Origin of the sequence: Nocardioides sp. Kera G14 (assembly GCF_020715565.1) — a bacterium.
In the GTDB taxonomy this organism is placed as follows: domain Bacteria; phylum Actinomycetota; class Actinomycetes; order Propionibacteriales; family Nocardioidaceae; genus Nocardioides.
The window spans coordinates 2,812,726-2,833,331 of record NZ_CP085839.1 but is presented as its reverse complement, the minus strand read 5'-3'; the positions used below and the strand labels follow the sequence as shown (position 1 = coordinate 2,833,331).

Annotated in this window: 20 protein-coding genes; 13 read left to right on the top strand and 7 right to left on the bottom strand. The window is 69.3% G+C overall.

Going from position 1 to position 20,606, the window contains the following annotated elements; all coding sequences use genetic code 11:
- The first annotated feature begins 26 nt into the window (after positions 1-26).
- The 4 genes from pstB to LH076_RS13870 all read left to right on the top strand — a co-directional run bounded on the left by pstB (position 27) and on the right by LH076_RS13870 (position 3,524).
- Entirely contained in the window at positions 27-806 is a 780-nt protein-coding gene (pstB, locus tag LH076_RS13885) for a phosphate ABC transporter ATP-binding protein PstB (RefSeq protein ID WP_227781346.1), read from the top strand.
- Positions 807-834: 28 nt separating this feature from the next.
- A complete protein-coding gene (locus LH076_RS13880) occupies positions 835-1,452 on the top strand; it encodes a DUF47 domain-containing protein (protein WP_227781345.1) in 618 nt (205 codons plus the stop codon).
- A gap of 1 nt (position 1,453) precedes the next feature.
- Positions 1,454-2,464 carry an inorganic phosphate transporter gene (locus LH076_RS13875; RefSeq protein WP_227781344.1) on the top strand — a complete coding sequence of 337 codons (1,011 nt, stop codon included), beginning with the start codon at positions 1,454-1,456 and terminating at the stop codon, positions 2,462-2,464.
- A 163-nt stretch (positions 2,465-2,627) separates the two neighbouring features.
- Complete coding sequence (locus tag LH076_RS13870) at positions 2,628-3,524, top strand: endonuclease domain-containing protein (RefSeq protein ID WP_227781343.1); 897 nt, start codon at positions 2,628-2,630, stop codon at positions 3,522-3,524.
- Between the two features lie 66 nt (positions 3,525-3,590).
- Here the strand turns inward: LH076_RS13870 and LH076_RS13865 are convergent, their stop codons facing one another.
- Positions 3,591-5,738, bottom strand: a complete 2,148-nt coding sequence (locus LH076_RS13865) for an RNA degradosome polyphosphate kinase (RefSeq protein WP_227781342.1) — start codon at positions 5,736-5,738, stop codon at positions 3,591-3,593.
- A 17-nt stretch (positions 5,739-5,755) separates the two neighbouring features.
- On the opposite strand from LH076_RS13865, the gene LH076_RS13860 reads away from it, so the two are divergent.
- Entirely contained in the window at positions 5,756-6,823 is a 1,068-nt protein-coding gene (locus LH076_RS13860) for an alpha/beta hydrolase (protein WP_227781341.1), read from the top strand.
- Between the two features lie 100 nt (positions 6,824-6,923).
- On the opposite strand, the gene LH076_RS13855 is transcribed toward LH076_RS13860, so the two are convergent.
- Complete coding sequence (locus LH076_RS13855) at positions 6,924-11,117, bottom strand: hypothetical protein (RefSeq protein WP_227781340.1); 4,194 nt, start codon at positions 11,115-11,117, stop codon at positions 6,924-6,926.
- 986 nt (positions 11,118-12,103) lie between these two features.
- Between LH076_RS13855 and LH076_RS13850 the strand changes: the two genes are divergently transcribed.
- Positions 12,104-12,694: a hypothetical protein gene (locus LH076_RS13850; protein ID WP_227781339.1), complete on the top strand. Its 591-nt coding sequence runs from the start codon at positions 12,104-12,106 to the stop codon at positions 12,692-12,694.
- A 20-nt stretch (positions 12,695-12,714) separates the two neighbouring features.
- Here the strand turns inward: LH076_RS13850 and LH076_RS13845 are convergent, their stop codons facing one another.
- The 5 genes from LH076_RS13845 to LH076_RS13825 are packed head-to-tail and all read right to left on the bottom strand — an operon-like array spanning position 12,715 to position 16,296.
- On the bottom strand, positions 12,715-13,755 hold the full coding sequence (locus LH076_RS13845; RefSeq protein WP_227781338.1) for a YgfZ/GcvT domain-containing protein: 1,041 nt from the start codon (positions 13,753-13,755) through the stop codon (positions 12,715-12,717).
- Complete coding sequence (locus tag LH076_RS13840; protein WP_227781337.1) at positions 13,733-14,179, bottom strand: Fur family transcriptional regulator; 447 nt, start codon at positions 14,177-14,179, stop codon at positions 13,733-13,735. Before LH076_RS13840 ends, LH076_RS13845 begins: the two co-directional genes overlap by 23 nt.
- A gap of 1 nt (position 14,180) precedes the next feature.
- The gene (locus LH076_RS13835; protein ID WP_227781335.1) at positions 14,181-14,693 is read right to left on the bottom strand and encodes an FABP family protein; all 513 of its coding nucleotides are present in this window, start codon (positions 14,691-14,693) and stop codon (positions 14,181-14,183) included.
- Between the two features lie 9 nt (positions 14,694-14,702).
- The gene (gene mshD / locus LH076_RS13830; protein ID WP_227781334.1) at positions 14,703-15,539 is read right to left on the bottom strand and encodes a mycothiol synthase; all 837 of its coding nucleotides are present in this window, start codon (positions 15,537-15,539) and stop codon (positions 14,703-14,705) included.
- A gap of 7 nt (positions 15,540-15,546) precedes the next feature.
- On the bottom strand, positions 15,547-16,296 hold the full coding sequence (locus tag LH076_RS13825; RefSeq protein WP_227781333.1) for a response regulator transcription factor: 750 nt from the start codon (positions 16,294-16,296) through the stop codon (positions 15,547-15,549).
- A gap of 192 nt (positions 16,297-16,488) precedes the next feature.
- Here LH076_RS13825 and LH076_RS13820 point away from each other — a divergent pair, with 192 nt between their 5' ends.
- The 7 genes from LH076_RS13820 to LH076_RS13790 all read left to right on the top strand — a co-directional run bounded on the left by LH076_RS13820 (position 16,489) and on the right by LH076_RS13790 (position 20,527).
- Positions 16,489-17,298 carry a hypothetical protein gene (locus tag LH076_RS13820; RefSeq protein WP_227781332.1) on the top strand — a complete coding sequence of 270 codons (810 nt, stop codon included), beginning with the start codon at positions 16,489-16,491 and terminating at the stop codon, positions 17,296-17,298.
- 88 nt (positions 17,299-17,386) lie between these two features.
- The gene (locus LH076_RS13815) at positions 17,387-17,746 is read left to right on the top strand and encodes a thioredoxin family protein (RefSeq protein WP_227781331.1); all 360 of its coding nucleotides are present in this window, start codon (positions 17,387-17,389) and stop codon (positions 17,744-17,746) included.
- Positions 17,747-17,823: 77 nt separating this feature from the next.
- On the top strand, positions 17,824-18,264 hold the full coding sequence (locus tag LH076_RS13810; protein WP_227781330.1) for a DUF4395 domain-containing protein: 441 nt from the start codon (positions 17,824-17,826) through the stop codon (positions 18,262-18,264).
- Positions 18,265-18,297: 33 nt separating this feature from the next.
- The gene (locus tag LH076_RS13805; RefSeq protein WP_227781329.1) at positions 18,298-19,146 is read left to right on the top strand and encodes a sulfurtransferase; all 849 of its coding nucleotides are present in this window, start codon (positions 18,298-18,300) and stop codon (positions 19,144-19,146) included.
- A 1-nt stretch (position 19,147) separates the two neighbouring features.
- Positions 19,148-19,447, top strand: a complete 300-nt coding sequence (locus tag LH076_RS13800) for a DUF1416 domain-containing protein (protein ID WP_227781328.1) — start codon at positions 19,148-19,150, stop codon at positions 19,445-19,447.
- Between the two features lie 242 nt (positions 19,448-19,689).
- The gene (locus LH076_RS13795; RefSeq protein ID WP_227781326.1) at positions 19,690-19,983 is read left to right on the top strand and encodes a hypothetical protein; all 294 of its coding nucleotides are present in this window, start codon (positions 19,690-19,692) and stop codon (positions 19,981-19,983) included.
- A 250-nt stretch (positions 19,984-20,233) separates the two neighbouring features.
- The gene (locus LH076_RS13790) at positions 20,234-20,527 is read left to right on the top strand and encodes a hypothetical protein (protein WP_227781325.1); all 294 of its coding nucleotides are present in this window, start codon (positions 20,234-20,236) and stop codon (positions 20,525-20,527) included.
- Positions 20,528-20,606: the final 79 nt, after the last annotated feature.

Here is a 20,606-nt window from a genome sequence, read left to right as displayed (position 1 = left end):
AAGCGTCAGAGAAGGACTCCTATTCCATGGCCAAGAGCATCGACGTCTCCGACGTCAACATCTACTACGGCGACTTCAAGGCCGTCGAGGGCGTCAACATGACGATCAAGGCCAAGTCGGTGACGGCCTTCATCGGCCCGTCCGGCTGTGGCAAGTCGACCTTCCTGCGCACCCTCAACCGGATGCACGAGGTGATCCCGGGCGCCCACGTCCAGGGCAAGATCACCGTCGGTGGCCAGGATCTGTACGACGACGCCGTGGACCCGGTCGCGGTGCGCCGGATGATCGGCATGGTCTTCCAGCGGCCCAATCCGTTTCCGACGATGTCGATCTACGAGAACGTGCTCGCAGGCAACCGGCTCAACTCCAAGCGGCTCTCGAAGGCCGACGCCGACGCCATCGTGGAGAAGTCGCTGCGGGGCGCGAACCTGTGGAACGAGGTCAAGGACCGGCTCAACAAACCGGGCATGGGCCTCTCCGGTGGTCAGCAGCAGCGGCTGTGCATCGCCCGCGCGATCGCCGTCGAGCCCGAGGTGCTCCTGATGGACGAGCCGTGCTCCGCGCTCGACCCGATCTCGACGGCTGCGGTGGAGGACCTGATCCACGAACTGAAGTCCGAGTACACGATCGCGATCGTCACGCACAACATGCAGCAGGCTGCGCGGGTGAGTGACGACACCGGGTTCTTCAACCTCAAGGCGACCGGCGAGCCGGGGCACCTGGTCGAGTTCAACCCGACCAAGAAGATGTTCACCAACCCGGACAACGAGGCGACGGAGCAGTACATCTCCGGCCGCTTCGGATAATCGGGGACCTTCCCCTAGTGTTTGCCGGGTGCGATTCCGAATCCGCCCGGTCGACACCTCGTTCTACGACCTCTTCACCGAGTCGGCCAACCACCTTCTGGTGGGAGTGGCACTGCTGGCCGAGATGCTCAGCGAGACCGCTGACCGCGAGGACGTCGCGCGCCGCATGCGGGAGGCCGAGCATGCGGCCGATGAGACGACCCACGCGATCGTCAAACGGGTCAACTCGGTCTTCGTGACACCGTTCGACCGCGAGGACATCTACGCGCTCGGCGGCGGTCTCGACGACGTCATGGACGAGATGGACGAGGTCGTCGACATGATCCTCGTCTACGGCGTGAAGGTCCTGCCGGCCGAGCTCGGAGACCAGGTCGCCGTACTCCAGCGGTGTGCGGAGCTGACCGCAGCGGCGATGCCGAAACTGCAGTCGATGAAGTCGCTCGAGGAGTACTGGATCGAGATCAACCGCCTCGAGAACACCGGCGACAAGAACCACCGCCGGATCCTGTCCCAGATCTTCTCCGGTGACTTCAAGGCCGTCGAGGTGCTGAAGCTCAAGGACATCGTGGAGAAGCTCGAGTCGGCGATCGACGGCTTCGAGCGGGTCGCCAACACGATCGAGCAGATCGCACTCAAGGAATCCTGAGTTGACTCTCGCGATCGTCATCGCGGTCGTCGTCGTTGCGCTCGCCTTCGACTACACCAACGGCTTCCACGACGCCGCCAACGCCATCGCCACCTCGGTGTCGACCCGGGCGCTGACCCCTCGCGTGGCACTCATCCTCGCCGCGGTGATGAACTTCGTCGGCGCGCTGCTCGGCCAGGAGGTCGCGCACACCGTCTCGGACACGCTCTCGCTCTCCGCCGCGGACGCGCGACATGCGCTCGTGATCATCCTCGCGGCCCTGCTCGGCGCGATCGTATGGAACCTCATCACCTGGTACTTCGGGCTGCCGTCCTCCTCCTCGCACGCCCTCATCGGGGGACTGGTCGGCGCAGCTCTCGTCGCCGGCCCGGACGTCGCGTCGGTGCACTGGAAGACCATCGTCGACAAGGTCATCATCCCGATGGTCGCCTCGCCGATCGTCGGCTTCTGCGCCGCCTTCCTCGTCATGCTCGCGATCATGTGGCTCTTCCGCGGCCGGCCGGCGGTCCGCGTGCTGCGCGGGTTCCGGATGATGCAGACCGTCTCCGCCGCGGCGCTGGCCCTCGGCCACGGGCTGCAGGACGCCCAGAAGACGATGGGCGTGATCTTCCTGGCCCTCGTCGCCTCGGGTCACGCCTCCGAGTCCGACGGGTTGCCGCTGTGGGTGATCATCGGCGCGGCGAGCGCGATCTCGCTCGGCACCTACTCCGGCGGCTGGCGGATCATGCGCACTCTCGGTCGCCGCATCATCGCCCTCGACCCGGCCCGCGGCTTCTCCGCCGAGGCCGTCGGTGCCGCGGTGCTCTACACGACCGCCTTCGCGTGGCACGCCCCGATCTCGACCACCCACACGATCACCTCGGCGATCATGGGTGCCGGCGCGAGCAAGCGGCTCAACGCCGTGCGCTGGTCGGTCGCCGGCAACATCGTCTTCGCCTGGGTCTCGACCTTCCCCGCCGCCGGTCTCGTCGCCGCCCTGATGTACGAGATCCTCCACTTCATCCTGCTCTGACCTGCTCTGACCGGGTTGTGAGTGGCTGGCCACGCCCTGGCATGGCCAGCCACTCACAACCCGGCGGGCTGAGGGGGCTGTGGATGAGTCCCGACGCGAACTCTGGCTGTGGGGCACCCTGTGGGACATGAGTCTGGCGTCGGCGAGAGCGGAGAGATGGCGGATGACCGCCACCGGTCAGGCAGGTGTCATCACTTTCGCTCAAGCCCGTGCGGCGGGTCTCACCTGGTCTGCCATAGCCAACCGCATCAGGAGTGACCGGTGGCAGAAGCTGTCCTCCACGGTGCTGTGCACATCCACGGGGCAGCTGACGCTCGAGCAGCGGAGATGGCTCGGCGTCCTGAACGGCGGCGACGGAGCGATGCTCGGAGGACTCACGGCAGCTGCGGTTGCAGGACTCCAGCGCTGGGACCGTGATGAGATCACGGTGGTCGTCCCCTACAAGGCCGAGGTGCCGCCTCAGGTCGCTGGTGTGAGATACGTGCGCTCACGCCGGGCGATCGAGACGATGCGCAGTCCGGCCGAGGGCGTGCCACGCATGCTCATTGAACCCGCGGTCCTCCTCTTCGGAGCTGCTGACCGTTCCGAACGCACCGCTCAGGGCGTCCTCGCGGCCGTGATCCAGCAGCAACTGACCACGCCCGACGACCTCGTCAGGTGGGTCCGGCTGCTCAAGCCGCTGAAGCGATCCAAGCTTCTCCACGTGGCCCTGTCCGAGATGGCTGGCGGTGCGCAGTCGCTCGCCGAAATCGACATCCGCCGGCTCTGCAAGCGCTTCGGCTTCCCGCCACCGAAGGGCCAGGTCAAGCGCAAGGACAGCGAGGGCCGCACCCGCTTCACGGACTGCGAGTGGCGGCTGCCGAGCGGGCAGATCCTGATCCTCGAGGTCGACGGCCTCTTCCACCTGGACGTCGAGTCCTGGGAGGACGATCTGGCTCGTCAACGTGCTCTGAGCGAGCCCGGCCGAATCATCATCCGCTGTACTGCGCGCGAACTGCGCGATGATCCTGACCGGATCGCGCGCGATCTGATCAAGCTCGGTCTTCCTCGCGCTGCCTGACCGGGTTGTGAGTGGCTGGCCACGCCAGAGCGTGGCCAGCCACTCACAACCGGGAAAGGCAGAGGGTCAGCGCTTGCGGCGCTGACGCTCGACGAGCTCCTCCTGCAGGTCGATCGTGCCGTCGTTGAGCGTCCACTCACCCCTCGAATCGAGCACCCACGCCTTGGTCGTCGGTGCGAAGGCCTCGTCGAGGAGGTCGCTGAGCGCCCGGACATGATCCTCCAGCGGGATCTTCACGAGCACCTCGACGCGGCGGTCGAGGTTACGGTGCATCATGTCGGCCGAACCGATCCAGGCGACCTGCTCGCCACCGTTCTCGAAGGTGAAGACCCGCGAGTGCTCCAGGAAGCGGCCGAGGATCGAGCGGACCTCGATGTTCTCCGACAACCCCGGCACACCGGGCCGCAGGGCGCAGATGCCGCGCACCAGCAGTTGCACGGGCACGCCTTCTTGGGACGCGAGATACAGGGAGTCGATCACGGCCTCGTCGACGACCGAGTTGGCCTTGAGCCGGATCCGCGCGGGCCGGCCGGCGCGGTGGTGGGCGATCTCGGCGTGGATCTGCTCGATCAGGCCGGAGCGCACGGAATCGGGCGCCACCAACAGCTGGCCGTACTTCGCCTGTCGCGACCAGCCCGAGAGGTTGTTGAAGAGGTGCGCGACATCCTCGCCGATCGCCTCGTTGGTCGTGATCAGGCCGAAGTCCTCGTAGAGGCGGGACGTCTTCGGGTTGTAGTTGCCGGTCCCGATGTGGGTGTAGCGCCGGATCCCGCCCCCATAGGTGCCCTCGTCCCGGACGACCATCGCGAGCTTGCAGTGCGTCTTGAGGCCGACCAGCCCGTAGACCACATGGCAGCCGGCCTGCTCGAGCTTGCGCGCCCAGCGGATGTTGGCCTGCTCGTCGAAACGCGCCTTGATCTCGACCAGCACGAGCACCTGCTTGCCCGCCTCGGCCGCGTCGATGAGGGCATCGATGATCGGTGAGTCACCCGACGTCCGGTAGAGGGTCTGCTTGATCGCCAGCACGTGCGGGTCGGCGGCGGCCTGCTCGATGAAGCGCTGTACCGACGTCGCGAAGGAGTCGTAGGGGTGGTGCAGGAAGATGTCGCGCCGTCGGGAGGCCTTGAACACGTCGACCGGCGCCGCCGACTCCACGTCAGCCAAGCGGTGGTGGGTCGTCGGCACGAACCCGGGGAATTTCAGCTCGCCACGGTCGATGTCGGCGATGGCGTGGACGCCGCGCAGGTCCAGCGGGCCCGGCAGGCGGAAGACCTCGGCCTCGGAGATGCCGAGCTCGGAGACCAGCAGGGAGAGTACGTCGTCAGAGATCGTGGCCTCGACCTCGAGCCTCACGGGAGGACCGAACCGACGGCGGAGGAGCTCCTTCTCCAGCGCGGCCAAGAGACTCTCGGCGTCGTCCTCCTCGACCTCGAGGTCCTCGTTGCGGGTCACGCGGAAGGTGTGCACCTCGAGGATCTCCATCCCGGGGAAGAGCCGCTTGAGGTGCTCGCCGATGACGTCCTCGAGTGGCACGAAGCGCTCGTTGCCCAGCGGCACGAACCGTGTGAAGTTCGAGGGCACCTTCACGCGCGCGAAGTGCTCCTTCTCGCTCTTCGGGTCGCGCAGCAGCACCGCGAGGTTGAGCGAGAGGCCGGAGATGTAGGGGAAGGGGTGCGCAGGATCGACTGCCAGCGGAGTCAGCACCGGGAAAATCCGCTCCTTGAAGAGCTTCTTGCAGTGCTTCTGCTCGGCCTCGGACAGGTCGGCCCAGCGGACGAGCTCGATGCCCTCCTTCCACAGCGCCGGCATGAGCTTGTCGGTGAAGGCGGCCGAGTGCCGCTCGGAGAGGACACGCGTGGTCGACCAGATCTGCTCGAGGACCTCGCGCGGCATCAGGCCGCTCGCAGCACGCACGGCGAGGCCGGCGGCGATCCGGCGCTTCAGGCCGGCGACGCGGACCATGAAGAACTCGTCGAGGTTGGACGTGAAGATCGCCAGGAAGCGCACCCGCTCCAGCAGCGGCACGCGCTCGTCCTCGGCCAGCTCGAGCACCCGCTGGTTGAACTTCAGCCACGAGAGCTCGCGGTCGAGGAAGCGGTCCTCGAATCCTTCGACCGCCGCGAGGGCCTCGTGGTCGGGGACGTACGGCGGCTCCACGTCGTACGAGCCGACCTCGTTCTGCCCAGCCTCGGTCTCCGGTACCTCCAGCGTCATAAGGCTAGGTTAGTGGGGTGAACCTCCTCTCCAAGCCCGGCGAAGTGGCCGGTTCAGTCGTTGGCGGCACGCTCTCCACCGCAGAGCGGGTCACGTTCACCACCTCCGTCGGGCTGCCCGATCCGGTGCTCCGTCGACTGGTCGGGCGTCCGATCGTCGTCGACGGGCAGACACTGGCGCCCGACGTACAGATGATGCTCAAGCTGGCGAAGGTCGCCGGCCCCGCGGTCGAGTCGCTGCCGATCGAGAAGGGTCGCGTCGCGCTGCTGCGACAGTCGCTCCTCGCCGGCGGCGAGCAGCGGATCGGAAAGGTCCAGACGGTCGAGACCGACGGCGGCAAGGGCCGGCTCTACACGCCCACGTTCGTCGATGAGACCCAGCCGGGACCGCTGCTGGTCTTCTTCCACGGCGGCGGCTTCATCTACGGCGACCTCGACTCCCACGACGCCGCGGTGCGCTTCCTCTGCGAGCAGTCGGGGGTCCGTGTCCTCTCCGTCGACTACCGGCTCGCTCCGGAGGATCCCTTCCCTGCGGCGTACGACGATGCCGTCGCCGCCTTTCGCTGGGCGGTGAGCCACGCCTCGGCCTTGGGTGCGGACCCGACCCGGATCGGTGTCTCCGGCGACTCCGCGGGCGGCAACCTCGCGGCCGGTGTCGCGCTGGCAGTGGGCAAGGACTGCGCCTTCCAGTTGCTGATCTACCCCGTCACGGAGCGGACCGACGCGACCACCGCGTCGCGCAAGGCGTTCGCGGAGGGCTTCTACCTCACCGGGACGTTCATGGACCTTGCGTCGCGCAACTACGTCGACCCGGCCGCCGGCCACGACCCCGCCGACCCACGGCTCGCCCCTCTGTACGCCGACATCCCGGCCGACACCGCCCCCGCGTTCATCGCGACGGCCGGCTTCGACCCGCTCCGCGACGAGGGTGAGGCCTATGCGCGCAAGCTCGCCGACGCCGGTGTCGCGGTCGAGTCGTGGCGCTACAGCGACCAGATCCATGGGTTCTTCAACACGATCGTGCTGCGCTCCTCACGCGCCGCCGTGGCGGATCTTGCCGCGGCGCTGAAGAGCGCGCTCGCCTGAGTCGTCCGGGACGACCCGACCCGGTCGCTGGCTCGCAGCCGGGTGATCTCGTCCCGGACGCACTGCCGGCACCGCCCGCACTGCCAGAGCCGCGCGGCGGTCAGAGGTCGGTGCGCCAGCGACTGAGCTCGCGGGTGAACTCCTCGGCATCGGTCACCCGGGCATCCACGGTGGCCTGGCCGCGGCCGTCGGAGAGCTCGACCTTCCATTTCCTTTGGCCCGGGCGGCCCTGCATCTTCACGCTGGTTGCCCGGTCGTAGAGGTCGAACGTCTTGCCGTCGGGCAGTGTCAGGAGACCGTCCTCGGAGACGCTCAGCTCGCCGATCGCACGACTCTCAACGGGCGCGCTCGACGTCTCGGCCCTCTCCTCGGTCCCGGCGCCGGCCCCGGTCCCCGCCCCAGCCCCGGCGCCCGCTCCGGCAGAGGTCCCGCGGCCGAACTCCGACGCGGTCCGGTCCCACTGCGACTTGATCCACCGGTCCTGCGCGGAGCCGACGCCCGGTGGGGGAGAGTCGACGACCGGCGCCGCGAACGCCGAGACGACCGGGATGGAGCCGGTGTGGTCGAACGCCTCCACCGACTCGGTCACCGCAGGCGTCGTCAACGCGGACGGGCGGTCGACCGCCTCCTGGAGGGCGGAGAGGGAGCGCTTCGAACCACGGTCCTTGAGCGCGTCCACGACAGCCCCGCGCAGGGCGACGAGCTCGGTTGCGAGCGCCGCTGCCTTCTGCTCGGCGGCGACCCGCTCGGCCAGGGCGGTCTCGACGAGCTCGGTGTTGTGCCGGATCGAGGACTCGATCGCCTGCCGGTCGATGGCGACCTGGGCGGCCTTGTCCTCGGCCTCGACCCGCAGCCGGTGAGCCTCGGCCGCCTCCGCCGCGGCCTGTTCGACCTGGGCGAGCGCAGCCGCGGTCCGGGCCTCGGCCTGCTCACGCGCGACCACCGCGGCCATGGACTCCTCGACCCGCGACTTCGCGGCCTGCTCGGCCGCCTCGCGGGAGGCCTGCGCGATCATCGCGGCCTCCTCGGCCTCGAGTCGTGCAGTGAGGGCCTCCATGACCTTGCCGCTCGCGGCGCGGGCATCGGCGAGGGCCGCCTCGCGCGCCCGGTGAGCCTCCTCGGCAGACGCGTGTGCGGCGGCCGCGCTCGCAGCTGCCTCGTCCACGCGGGCCAGCGCCGCCCGGGTCTCCTCCTGCGCGTGCTGGGTGAGGGCCGAGTGCTTCTGGACGGTCTGTTCGGCCTCCTCGCGCAACGCGTGCGCGCTCTTGGCAGCTGCGGCCGCCGTACGCGCCATCGCCTCGGCCCGGGCGCGGAGCTCGTGCGCGGCGTGGGCCGCGTTGGCCTGCTTACGGGCAGCCTCCTCGGCCTCCTGGCGGGCGAGAAGCGCCTCGGCGGCCGTCGACTCGGCCGCGGTGCGGTGGGTGACCGCCTCAGCCGCGGCCTGCTCGGCCAGGATGCGGGCGTCCTGCGCGAGCCGGACCTGCTCGGCCCGCTCGTAGGCCACCCGCTCGGCCGCTTCGCGATCGGCGTGCGCCTGGACCGCCGCCTGGGCGTGCTGGGCGCCGGCCGTCTCCGCCTCGAGCCGCGCGTGGTGGGCGGCGTCGGCGTCCTTGGCCGTCACCGCGCCCGCCTCCTCGGCGGCGAGGCGCGCCTGGTGCGCGGCATGTACGGCGGCCAGGGCCTGTGCCGTCTGGTTCTCCGCCTCGGCGCGGGCGGAGGCGTGCTGCGTGACGAGCTCGTCCGCCTCGACCCGAGCTGCCGCGGCGGTGGCCAGGGCCTCCTCGCGGTCGGCGTGCGCACGCGCCGCGATCTGCTCGCGCTCGGCCGTGGCGCGCGAGGCGGCGTCCTCGGCTTCGACCCGCTTGGCGTACGCCTCAGCCGCGGCCTCGCTCTGCGAGCGGGCCTCCTGCTCTGCCGCTGCGCGGGCCTGATGGGCGGTCGCCGCCTCTTCAGTGCGGAGACGGATGCGCTCCTCGGCCTCCGCGACGAACGCGTTGTAGGTCTCCTCGAGCGCCGTCCGCGCCCCGTGCGCCTCGCTCAACTCCTCGGCCCTCGCGCGGGCCGCCTCCTCGGCCTTGAGGCGCAACTCGTGGGCGGCGATCGCGGTCTCGAGGTTGAGCGTCGCGGTCTTCTCCAACTCGGTCCGCGTTTCGACGAACTCGGCGAACTTCCGGTCCGCCTCGCTGTGCGCCTGGACGCTTGCCGCCGCCGCGGCCTCCGCGATCTCGCGCGCCTCTGCGATCTTCTCGGCCGCCTCGGTACGGACCTGCTCGTGCTGCTGGGTCGTCTCCTCGCGGAGACGGTCGTGGAGCTCTGCGGTCTCGGTGAGGCGGGCGGTGTGGAGGTCGGCGGCTTCGGTGCGGAAGGTGTCGTGCTGCTCTCGCGTCTCGCCGCGGACGCGGTCGTGCTGTTCGGCGGTTGCACGACGGAGCGTGTCGTGCTGTTCGGCCGTCTCGCGGCGCATCGTGTCGTGGAGGGCCGTGGTCTCGCCCATGACCCTGGCGTGGTGCTGGGCAATCTCGTCGCGGACGGTCTCGTGCTGCTCTGTTGTCTCGGCGCTCAATCCCTGGTGGTGCTCGGCGAAGGCGCGCTCCATCGCGGCTTGGTGCTCGGTGATCTCGTTGCGGACGGACTCGTGCTGCGTGGTCGTCTCGTCGAGGAGGGCGCGCTGCTGCTGCTCGATCTGTTCGCGAACGCTCTCGTGCAGGCCGGTCGTCTCGGCCATGAGCCCTTGGTGGTGCTCGGCGATCTCGGCCCGCAGGTCGTGGTGCTGGCGAGCGGTCTCCTCGCGCAGGGTGTCGTGCTCGCGGGCGATCTGGGCGCGCAGCGCCTCGTGGTGCGCGTCGGTCGTCGCTTGGAGCTGTGCGTGCTGCTCCGCGGTCTCCTCCCGAAGCTCCGCGTGACGGGCCGCCGTGTCCCCGGCCAGACGGGCGAGCGTCTCGGCGGTCTCCCCGCGCAATTCGACGTGCGTCTGCTCGGTCTCCTCGGCCAGAGCCTGCAGCCACGCCTGGTGGGCGTCGCCGGCGTCGGCGAGCTTGGTGAGCTGCTCCTCGTGCAGGGCGACGGTCGCCTCGGTCCGCTCGGTCAGCTCTCCGAGGTACGCCGCCTGCGCGGCCGTGAGCTCCGCTCGGAGCTCCTCGTGCGTCGCAGCCGTCTGGTCGGCGAGTGCCTTGAGCGACGCGTGGTGCGCGTCGTGGGCATCATCGAGGGACTGGCGGTGCGACTCGTGAATCCCAGCGGCCTCGGCGGAGAGCTGCTCGAGGCTGTTGCGGTGGTTCTCTTGAGCGGCCGCGAGACTCGAACGCTGACTCTCGTGGAGCGCTGCGGTCTCGGTCTGCGCCTGCTCGAGGAGGGCACGGGTCTGGTCGTGCAGCTGCTGGGTGTCACCCATCGCCTCGGCCCGCAGCGTCGCCGCGGCCTGCTCGGACTCCTCCCGAATGGCTGCCGCCCGCTGCTCGGACTGGCTCCGGATCTCGGCCAGCTGACGCTCGGTCTCGGCATGGGCCAACGCGATCTGCTGCTCGGCCATGCGCCGCGCCTGGGCGATGGCCTCCTCGGCAGCGATCCGTGCTTTCGTAGCCGCCTCGGCCTGCGCTGCCGCCGCCGCCAACCGGCGCTCGGTCTCCTCGCCGACGGCCGCCAACCGCGAGTCGGTCTGGTCGAGCGCGCTCTGCAGCCGCTCGGCTCCTTCGTCGTGTGCGGCCGCCGCCGACTGCTCGGCCCTGACGCGGGCGCGGTGCGCATGCTCCGCCTCGGCGGCCGCCGTCTGGACGCGCGTGAATGCCTCGGTCGTAGCCTCGTGCGCCAGCTGCTCGGCCTCCGCCCGGGCGGCGTAGGCGGCTGCCGCGGCCGCGGCGTGCTCGACGGCCTGTGCCTCCGCCTCGTTCCGGGCCTCGTGCGCCGCTCGGATCGTGTCGGCCATGCTGCGGGCCGACTCCTCGGCCGCTACCCGCGCCTCGGTCAGCTCGGCCAAGCTCCTCCGCAGCTTGGCCTCTCGCGCTTGGGCCGACTCGACCGCCTCCTGGTGGCGCCGACTCGCATCCGCCGCCGCCACGTACTGCTGCGCCGCCCGCTGCTCCGCCTCACTCCGCGCCCGCTCGGCGTTCTCCACCGCAGATTGGGTGTCCGCGTGGCGCCGCAGCACGACCGCGAGTGCCTCTTCGGCCTGGGTACGCGACGCGTGGGCCTGGGTGGCAGCGTCCGCATGCTGTACGGCGCGCCCGTGCGCCTCCGTTGCAGCTTGGTGTGCCTTCGTCGCAGTCTCCTCGGCCGCGATCCGCTCGGCTGCCTGCATGGCGGCTGCTTCTTCGGCGAGGGCACGGAGTTGGTGAGCGGCGTCGGCCGAGGATTGCTCGGTTCGTTCCCTTCGCTCGGGCATTCCGCGGTCGCGGTTGGCCGGAGGCTGCGGAGCGTTTCCGGATGGGTCGGTCGGTGCTGTGGGAATCGGGGCGTTGGCAGGCTCAGCAGGACCGGCGGGCTCGGCGGGCTCGGCAGGTCCGGTGGGCGCGGCAGGGCCGGCCGGGGCGGCAGGCTCCGCGGGGCCCGTGGGCGCGACGGGCCTGTGCTGAGACGACGGGGACTGGGCGTTTGCGCCGCTGACGGCATCGTCGCGGGCATCCTTCTCGGTGCTCTCGGGTGCCGCAGGGCGGTTGTCGTCGGCACTGTCGGCGCTGCGTCGGAACCAGCGGCGATCACGCGAGGGGAAGGAGTCAGACATAGCGCGCCGAGTCTATCCGCGCAGACCCTGCCTCGCGGCCGCCTCGGAGGCGCCGAAATGGACTGACGCATCGGTCGAAACCGTGACCCACTGCGGACTCCCGGCCGAGCCACTCCGACCGCCCGACCGGGCCTACTTGGCGCCCGACTGACGCATCGGTGACGCTCTTCACCCACTGCGCGCCGAGTGGGTAGCGGTTGCGACCAATGCAGCAGTCGCCACGGCCACCCTGCACCGGACTGCCGGGGAAGTCCGGGCAGCCGGATCCCGTGCTGGCCGCCGCCCCTCCGGGCTCGCGCGATCCGGGCTCGCCCCCTGCTGCCGGGCATGCGCGACCCCCGGGCCCGGGCCCCTGCGGCGGCTGCGCCCTCTCCCGGCTCGCGCGCCCCGGACCGCCCCGCTGCCTGACCCGGCCCCTGCGGGGCACGCGCGACTGCGGTCCCGGGCCCTTGCCGGGCACGCGCGACTGCGGTCCCGGGCCCTTGCCGGGCACGCGCCCGGGTTATCCACAGCAACGCGACACGCCCCTCGCGGAGGAGCCCACATCGGCCTACGGTCCGGCCATGCTCATCACTCAGACCGAAGCAGTCCGCCGTCTCGTGAGCGCCCACGGCATGGGACCGGGGCGTGCGCGAGAGGCGCTCATCTCCGGCCTGGCCGGTCCCGAGACCAGGGTCGGACAGGCTCGGCTCTTCGCCTCGGAGGCGGTCGCGGAGCTGGAGATGCGCAAGACCTGGACGTCAGCCGACGCCCGTAGGGCCATGCCGGAGGGCGTGATCGTCGTCCGGGTGAATCCACAGCGCGCGCTCAACATCGCAGACGACTGGGCCGACCAGGTGGCGACGGTCGGCAGTGGGTGGCGCTTGGGTCAGATTCCTCGGATCGTTGTGCACGCAAAGGTCAGGAGGAAGGGCATCTATCCCTTCATCGCCACGGTGTCAGGCTTCCCGGCGGTCTGCGCCAACGCCACGGCCATCTCAACCGAGAGGGTGCGAGGAGAGATTCGCTGCTCGTTCGCCCTGAAGAGCCCCGGAGCGTGGACCCTCGCGTTCGACAAGGTGCGGCTCGCGCTGGGGTCAGGCCACGAGGCCGTCGTGCTCGACCCTTCGGTAGCGGACGGGATCTTCTCTCGCGCCAACCAGCGCAGTGCCTGAGCACTCGGCCGCGGTGGCGCCTAGCGCAATGGCCGCACGTGCAGCCCGACCTCCGGGTCGACGAGGATCTCCTGCGAGACCGGCATCCCGTCGACCGAGAGCAGAGCCGAGACATCGACGTTCCGCTTGACCAGGCCGAGCGCGATCGGGCCGAGTTCGTGGTGCCGTGCCGACGAGCCGACGAAACCGACCGGCCGCGCGGCAGGCGCACCCGCCGCCGAGTCCACGACGGCATCCGACGCGCCAGCCGCCTCGTCCGCAGCAGCCGACCCACCAGTGTGCACGTCCGTTGCGAGATAGATCGGCGACCCCTCAGCAGGCAACCGGTTCTCCGAACCGTCGAGATGCAGCAGCGTCAGTCGCCGCGGCGGGCGGCCGAGGGTGTGGACCCGCGCGACCGTCTCCTGCCCGCGGTAACAGCCCTTGTCGAGGTGCACCGCCGACACCGGTCCGCCGGGCAGCCAGCCGACCTCGTTCGGGATGGTGCGCTCGTCCGTGTCCACGCCGAAGCGCGGTTCTCCGCGCTCGATGCGGAGGGCGTCGTACGCCCACGTGCCCGCGGGGTCACCGAGGGCGGCGGGCATGGAGGGCAGCTCGGAGCGGGGGACGAACATGGTGCCGGCCGGGCGCCACACCACGGCGGTCGCGGGCTCGAGCGTGACCGTCACGTCGGACCAGAACTTCATGCGGTCGAGGAAGGCGACAAGAACAGCGCCGCGGCCGGGCTCCGTCCATGCAAGGAAAGACGTGCCGTCGTCGACGCCGGAGAAGAAGTGCTCGACGTGCCCCTGCGGCGACAGGATCAAGGCGGAGGTCCAGACCCCCGGAGCAAGACCTTCGAAAGCCTGGGAGGTCAGCGAGTGCAGCCACGTCAGCCGGTCCGGACCCGACACCCGCAGCACGTCGCGGTGGGAGAGGTCGACAAAGCCCTCGCCCGAGACAAGCCGCCGCTGCTCGGCGTTGAACGACCCGTAGTGCGCCGGCACCGCAGCATCGATGCCGGAGCCGGCGACCGCGCCCGGCAGCGAGAGCAGCGGGCTAGTGGTGGTGGGCGTGCTCATGCGTTGACTCCTCGGGACACGTCGGCGTGTGGATGCCGAAGATCGTCAGGTGCGCGACGTCCGCCTCGAAGCCGAACCCCTCGCGCAGCGAGCCGACGAATTCGGCGGCCCTCTCCTCGTCAACGGAGATCACCTGCTGGCAATTCCGGCAGGAGAGGTGGAAGTGGACGGGGCCGGTGGTGACGGAGTGGTACGTCGGCGCGCGATCGGACAGATGCAGGTGCCGCACCAGCCCCAATGATTCGAGCACCTCGAGGGTCCGATAGACGGTGGAGATGTTGATCGCCGACGACTCCGCGGAGACACACGCGAAGATCTCGTCCGGCGTCGCATGTCCGAGCCGCTCGACGGCGCCGAGGATCAGCTCGCGCTGCGGGGTGAGTCGGTACCCCCGCGCGCGCAGCTCCTCGCGCCAGTCGCCCATGTCAGGCCCGCTTCAACCGTGCCCAGAGGTGCGGCTGCAGCGGCTGCCCGACCGCCTCCATGTCATAGGCGTAGAGCAGGTCGCCCTCGACGTTGCCGTAGATCCGCTTGCCGGAGGTGACCTCCTTGGCCGTCTCCGTGTGGGCGACGCCGGCGGTGTGCATCTCGATCTTGCCGTCGGCGGCGAGGCCGTACCAGATCTCGATGATGCCGGTGTTGTGCGTCAGCACGAACTCCAGCGCGGCCGACCCGGTCTCCGGGCCCGGCTTGCACCGCAGGAAGCCGGTCTCGATAGCGCCGTCGCGGACCTTCTCCTTGGTCTCCGGATCGATCACCCACGCGCGGCTCATGTAGTGGAAGAACGGCCGACCGTCGTGGGTGAAGATCAGCTCCTGCCCGTACTCGAACGCGTCGATCGTCGGGTAGTCCCCGTGCCCGTTGCCGCGCCAGGTGCCGAGCAGCCACGCCACGGGGCCACAGTCGGGGTGCAGGTTGTCGGGGAGTTCGAAAGCCACCCCCCGAGTCTATGGGCGCACGAATTGCACGTGCGTATCCACCGGGGAGTGGGTGAAGCCGAGCGATTCATAGAGCCGTGCGGCGGCGACGTTGTCCGACTCCACATAGAGATGCACCTCGTCGAGCTCCCGCATGTGCTCCAGGCCGGCGACCGTCAACAGGCGCCCGAGCCCCCGGCCCTGAGCGGCGGGATCGACCGCGACGACGTACACCTCGCCGAGGCGATCATTGTGCCGCTTGGTCCAGTGGAAGCCCAGGAGCGTCTCGCCCTCCCACGCCTCGATGAGTCCCTCCGGCTCGAACCACGGCTCGCTCATCCGTTCCTTGAGGTTGGCCAGGTCCATCGAGCCCTGTTCGGGGTGCCAGGAGAACGCTGCGGCATTGACCCGCACGATCTGCTCCTCGTCCCCGGCCCGAAACCCCCGGATCTCGACGCCGGGGGAATGATCCGGGAGCCCAGGGGTGCCGGATCCATTCACCCCCGCCGAGCGGCGCCGCATCACCCACAGCTCACGCTCCGCCACGAACCCGAACCGTGCCGCCAGGGCACGTGCAGCGGGAGAGTCACCGTGCATCCACGCCGTCAGCCGCCCGGGGGCCAGATCGTGGAGGAGCGCTGCAGTGACCGAGCCCCCGAGCCCGCGCCCGCGCGCCGTAGGGCGTACCACCACCGCCACCTCCGTCCCGAGGAGCAGGGCGAACCCGTCGGGACGCACCTCCGCCGAGATCGACTCCGGCCGGTTGCGCAGCGCCAAGAGCCACGCCTCGTCGAGCGGTGCCACCCCATCGACAGCTTCGGCCGCCCCCGCGATGGCGAGGACGGCCGAAACGTCAGTCAGGAGCAAGGGAGACTCAGACGGTCTCGTCGACCCGGGGGGAGACGATACGGGCGTCGGCCTCGGCGGACGAGGCGGTAGAGCCCTTCGTGGGAAGCACGAACCGGTAGCCGACGTTGCGCACGGTGCCGATGAGCGTCTCGTTCTCGGGGCCGAGCTTGGCGCGCAGGCGACGTACATGCACGTCGACGGTGCGAGTGCCACCGAAGTAGTCGTAGCCCCACACCTCCTGCAGCAGCTGCTGGCGGGAGAAGACGCGACCCGGGTGCTGGGCGAGGAACTTCAGGAGCTCGAACTCCTTGAAGGTGAGATCCAAAGGACGCCCGCCGACCTTGGCGGTGTACGTCGCGTCATCGACGACGACCTCGCCCGACCGGATGACGTGAGCCTCGGGGTCGGCAGCCTCGCGCAGGGCCGCCAGGCGACCGATCGAGAGCTTGATCCGAGCCTCGAGCTCGGCCGGACCGCAGGTGTGCAGGACGACGTCGTCCATGCCCCAGTCGTGGGAGACGACCGCGAGGCCACCCTCCGTGACGACCAGGATGACAGGAACATCGGAGCCCGTCGTACGGATGAGACGGCACAGGTCCCGGGCGTGAGCCAGGTCGGACCGGCCATCCACCAGCAGCAGGTCGGAGTCAGGCGCCTCCAAGAGCGCCGAGCCCTCCGCGGGCAGGATGCGAACGTTGTGACCGAGCAGGGAAAGCCCGGGCAGGACCTCGACCGAGGGCTGCAGGGCGCTGGTCAGCAGAAGCAGGGTGCTCATGGCGAAACCTCCGTTGCCATTCAGGAGCACCAAGACGCAACGCTGAGCCTCGGTGTGTTGATCGTGCGGCCACTCTACCGAAACACCGAGGTCACATGGCTAGAACCGTTTCACTCCGTGACCTTTCGTTCAGCGTTACGTTGTGGGTCATGTCACAGGCGCACCGCCAGGGTGGGCCCGAAGGGAGAGAAAATGACCACCGCACTCAAGCGGTTCGTGGGGGTGATGGTCGCGCTGTTGCTCGCGATCGGCGCACTCAGCACGTTCACCACCGGCTCGGCTCAGGCCGCGACCAACTGCACGGCCCAGGACAACGCGGCCAAGTCCGCCGGCTCCAACTACGCCAAGGCCACGGCGGCCAAGGAGAAGGCGGCCAGGAAGGTCAAGAAGGCCAAGAAGAAGTACAGGAAGCACCACACCAAGGCCAACAAGAAGCGCCTCAAGAAGGCGAAGCGTAGGTTGCGCCGTGCGAACGCGCGCAACGCGGCGTGGGCCAAGGCCTACGGCGACGCCTACAACGCCTCGAAGAGGTGCCACGCCAGCACCACCACCGGCGGTGGCAGCACCGGCGGCGACACGACCACGCTGCCCTCGAGCCCCGCTGACCTGCTCGCGCTCCTGACGGACCCGACCCAGCTGGCCTCGCTCGCCAGCCTGCTCGACCCGTCGACGCTCAGCTCGCTCGGCAGCCAGTTCGACGCGAGCCAGCTCGCGGAGCTGCTCGACCCGAGCCAGCTCAGCACGCTGACCGATCTGCTCGACCCGTCGCAGCTCACGGCTCTCTTCGGCAGCTTCGACACGTCACAGCTCAGCGGCGTCGCCGACCTGCTCAGCGCCGACCAGCTGACGGCACTGCTCGACCCGAGCCAGCTCAGCACGCTGACCGACCTGCTCGACCCGTCGCAGCTGACGGCTCTCTTCGGCAGCTTCGACACCTCACAGCTCGACACCACGCAGCTCGGTGTGCTGACCCAGCTGCTCACGAGCCTGCTGGGCAGCTGAGGTTCCACGTCAGGAATCACTGAGTCGGCGCCCGCGTTGACCCCACATGATCGGTGTGTGGGTTGCCGCGGGCGCCGTTCTCTTTGCCGTGGCTTTCGGTCTCTATCGCGCTCGCACCGACGGGCGCTTCCGTACGTCGACGCCGGCTCCTCCGGCCGCCTGGCACGGCCACGAGCTGGGTGAGCGCGCGACGCTCATCCAGTTCTCCAGCGCCTTCTGCGCCCCGTGCCGCGTGACCCGCCGCATCCTCGAGGATGTCGCCGCGACGGAGGAGGGCGTCGTGCACGTCGACATCGACGCCGAGGCGGAGCTGGCTCTCGTCCGCGAGCTCGGCATCGTCCGTACGCCGACCACACTGATCCTCAACAGCGCCGGTGAGGAGATCGCCCGCGCCGCCGGCGCTCCGCGCAAGGAGCAGGTGCTTTCAGCACTGCCCCACCCCTCCTGATCTCACATACTGGATCTGCGTCCACATGTTGGGACGCGGCCTTGGTGGCCCCCTCGCGCCGCCCTACGGTTACAGCCATGTCCACTTCCGGAATCGACCCTCGCGGGCCGCGGTTCACGGCCGCGGTGACGGTCGTCCTGGTCCTCGCGGCTCTCGTGACGCTTGACTCGGCTCAGCCGGTCGCGCTGGTCATCACCGCGCTGCAGACGCTGCTCTTCGCGATCGGCGCCGTCCGCGGCGTGCAGCACACGCCGACGGCGTACGTCTTCAGGACCGCGGTCCGGCCGCGCCTGCAGAAGCCGGACCACCTCGAGGACCCGGCTCCGCCGCGCTTCGCGCAGACCGTGGGTCTGGTCTTCGGGGCAGCAGCCCTGATCGGCATCGTCACGGGCCTCGCGCCGCTGGCCTACGTCGCCCTCGCCTTCGCGCTCATCGCCGCGATCCTCAACTCCGCCTTCGGCTTCTGTCTGGGTTGCGAGCTGTACCTCCTCGGAAAACGCCTCAACCCCGCCCACTGATCACAGATCTCTCAAAGAAGAAAGAGAACACACATGACTCGCGAGAACTCGCTCGTCTCCGCCCAGTGGGTGGAGGAGAACCTCACCAATGACAAGGTCGTCCTCATCGAGGTCGACGAGGACACCACGGCCTACGAGAAGGGCCACATCAAGGGTGCGATCAAGCTCGACTGGTCGACGGAGCTGCAGGACCAGGTCCGTCGCGACTTCGTCAACAAGCAGCAGTTCGAGGCGCTCCTGAGCAGCAAGGGCGTCAGCAACGACGACACCGTCGTGCTGTACGGCGGCAACAACAACTGGTTCGCCGCCTACGCCTTCTGGTACTTCAAGCTCTACGGCCACCAGGACGTCAAGCTCCTCGACGGCGGCCGCAAGAAGTGGGAGCTCGACTCCCGCGAGCTGACCGACGAGGTCGTCGAGCGCCCGGCCACCACCTACACCGCGCAGGAGCAGGACCTGTCGATCCGCGCCTTCCGCGACGAGGCCGTCAACGCCATCGGCAAGGAGAACCTCGTCGACGTGCGGAGCCCCGACGAGTTCGCCGGTCGCCTGCTGGCCCCGGCCCACCTCCCACAGGAGCAGGCGCAGCGTGCCGGCCACATCCCGACCGCGGTCAACGTGCCGTGGAGCAAGGCGGCCAACGACGACGGCACCTTCAAGTCCGACGCCGAGCTGAAGGCCCTCTACGAGGAGGCCGGCATCGACTGGAGCAAGGACACGATCGCCTACTGCCGCATCGGCGAGCGCAGCTCGCACACCTGGTTCGTGCTCAAGGAGCTCCTGGGCCAGGAGAACGTGAAGAACTACGACGGCTCGTGGACCGAGTACGGCAGCCTCGTCGGCGTGCCGGTGGTCCTGGGCGACGAGCCCGGGGAGGCCTGACATGTGCGGAGCCACCACGGGTGGTCTCTCCCTCGCCGGCGTCGACGTCGCGAAGGAGGCCATCATCCAGGGCCAGGTCACGCGCTCCGGTGAGCCGGTGAGCGGCGCCTACGTCCGCCTGCTCGACAAGACGGGGGAGTTCACCGCCGAGGTGCCGACCAGCGCGACCGGCCACTTCCGGTTCTTCGCCGGCGACGGCCAGTGGACCCTGCGCACCCTCGCTCCTCGGGCTGAGGTGACCGACCGTCAGGTTGTCGCCCAGACCGGCGAGATCGCCGAGATCGAGATCGCCCTCGCCTGAAATCGTGCCGCAGAGTGGCGCCCAGTCCCTGAGGGACTGGGCGCCACATTTATTTCTTGCCGCGGCCGTAACGTGCTCCGCCCTCCACGGTTAGGCATGCGTAGGCCCATCTCGGGGCCGCGGCCAGGCCACCTCACCTCAACAACTGGTCTAGACAAGGGACTAAGGTCCCAAGAAATCTGATGTCATTGAGCCCCGACAGCTCACGCCACATGGGGACCGTTGGCGAAGAAGGAGATTCCATGATCAAGAAGTTCATCGCCACTGCGGCGGCTGCGGTCGTCCTCGGCTCGGGCGCTGTGGCCCTGAATGTCGGCGAGGCGAACGCTGCGTACGGCCCGCCCACCCCGAGCCCGATCCATGGCCTGCCGAAGAAGAAGACGATCAAGCACATCAAGGGGCTCGCCAACAGGCCCGGCAAGCTGAACATCAAGCAGTCGGCTCGCCTGATCCGCAAGATCGACGCGCTCTACGCCGCCGGCGAGATCACGTTCACGCGCCACCGTCGCCTGATCACCTACGTGCTGACCCACTGAGCACTGCCTCGCAGAGGCGTGAAACGGGCCCCGGTCTCGACCGGGGCCCGCTTCCTTTGCCCGAGTGACCACGTGGGACCAGTGACCCCAGTCACGTAGCCCGAACGGGCGGTCTAGACAGGTCGGTGAAGTCCCGGTTTCCGACTGGGGGAATGTCGCCCGTCGATGTGCATTCGGCGCCGATCTCTGATCTGATAAGGACTCGACCAGCGATGCTCGGGTAGGGGATCGGGCACAGGAGGAGAAAACCATGATCAAGAAGTTCGTCGCCGCTGCTGCGGCCACCGCAGTCCTGACCACCGGCGGTATGGCTCTCGGTGCCGGCGAGGCGCACGCGGCCTACGGCCCGCCGTCGCCGTCGCCGATCCAGACGCCGCCGAAGAAGCCCACCATCGGCCACATCAAGAACCTCGGCAACAAGTCGGGCAAGCTCAGCAAGGCCAAGAAGCGCAAGTTCATCGCTCAGGTCAAGGCGCTCCGTGCCGCCGGCCTGATCACCAAGAAGCGCAAGAACAACCTCATCCGCTTCATCAAGTCTCACTGAGCCTCGTTCCCCACATCGCTGGAATGGGCCCCCGGTCTCATGACCGGGGGCCCATTCTTTCTGTGACATGAGTGACCCC